Genomic DNA, 674 nt, shown 5'->3' on the forward strand with positions numbered 1-674 from the left:
TTGAACTTTGGTGATACAAAATGCAATCCTGCAGATTATCTTGGCAAGAAATTACGCTTTCGTTCTAACGGCGCGATTCGCTGTTTTCATTGTCAGAAGCGTACCAACAAGAGCTTTAACCAAGGTTACTGTTATCGATGCTTTACCAAGTTGGCCCAGTGTGACCGCTGTATTATGAGCCCTGAGCTTTGTCATTATGCACAAGGTACCTGCCGTGAGCCGGAATGGGGTGAAACACACTGTATGCAGGAGCATATAGTTTATTTGGCGAATTCAACTGGTTTGAAAGTCGGGATTACCCGTCATAACCAGGTGCCTACCCGCTGGATAGATCAGGGTGCCATTGCTGCATTGCCTATATTCTCAGTTAAGTCCCGACGACTTTCCGGTTTGCTTGAAGTTATGCTGAAAGAGTGGGTGGCGGACAAAACTAATTGGCGGAAAATGCTGAAGCATGAGGTCGTTGATATAGATCTTTTGGTTGAACGTGACCGTCTAATGGAACTGGCTCAGGATAAGTTGGCCGAGCTTGATGAGCAATTCCCCGGTGAGATTACTGCTTTGACTGAGCAGGATGTATGGGAATTTGAATACCCACACTTATCTTGGCCAGAAAAGGCTAAAACCTTTAATTTTGATAAACAAGATGAGGTGGAGGGGACCTTAATTGCCAT

The 674-nt window shown here is 45.1% G+C and carries 1 protein-coding gene; it reads left to right on the plus strand.

Going from position 1 to position 674, the window contains the following annotated elements; translation table 11 throughout:
- Positions 1–674 (plus strand): DUF2797 domain-containing protein (locus A3766_RS01900; protein WP_156508613.1); only part of this gene is annotated, 674 nt, incomplete at both ends.

This window comes from Oleiphilus sp. HI0132 (assembly GCF_001635845.1).